Source organism: Luteimonas flava, from assembly GCF_036584485.1.
GTDB classification, from domain to species: domain Bacteria; phylum Pseudomonadota; class Gammaproteobacteria; order Xanthomonadales; family Xanthomonadaceae; genus Luteimonas; species Luteimonas flava.
Map to the genome: position 1 here is coordinate 1 of NZ_JAZHBM010000043.1, position 353 is coordinate 353.

Annotated in this window: 1 protein-coding gene; it reads right to left on the reverse strand. The window is 60.9% G+C overall.

Annotated elements, in window-relative coordinates:
- Positions 1–19: 19 nt before the first annotated feature.
- Positions 20–353: F0F1 ATP synthase subunit epsilon (locus tag V3391_RS17610; RefSeq protein WP_332079751.1), on the reverse strand; the 334-nt coding region annotated here is incomplete at its 5' end.

The window sequence follows — 353 nt, forward strand, 5'->3', positions numbered from 1 at the left end:
GTTGAGAGCTGTGGTTAGCCTAGCTTCCCATCAGATAGCGATGCTCACTTACCTGCTGACCTACTGGCGCTTTCGAGTGATCGCCGCCGCATGCTTTGGCTTCGTCCAGATCCTTGCCGCGAATCGCGGTATCCGCCAGCACCGTCACCGCGCCAGGCTGCACTTCCAGCAGGCCGCCGGCGACGAAGACGAATTCTTCTTCAGCCTGGCCTGGAACCTGGATGCGCACCGCGCCCGGACGGATACGGGTAATCAGCGGCGTGTGCTTTGGGTAGATACCCAGCTCGCCCTGCTCACCCGGCAACGCGACGAATTCAGCTTCGCCAGAGTAGATCAACTCCTCTGCCGAAACC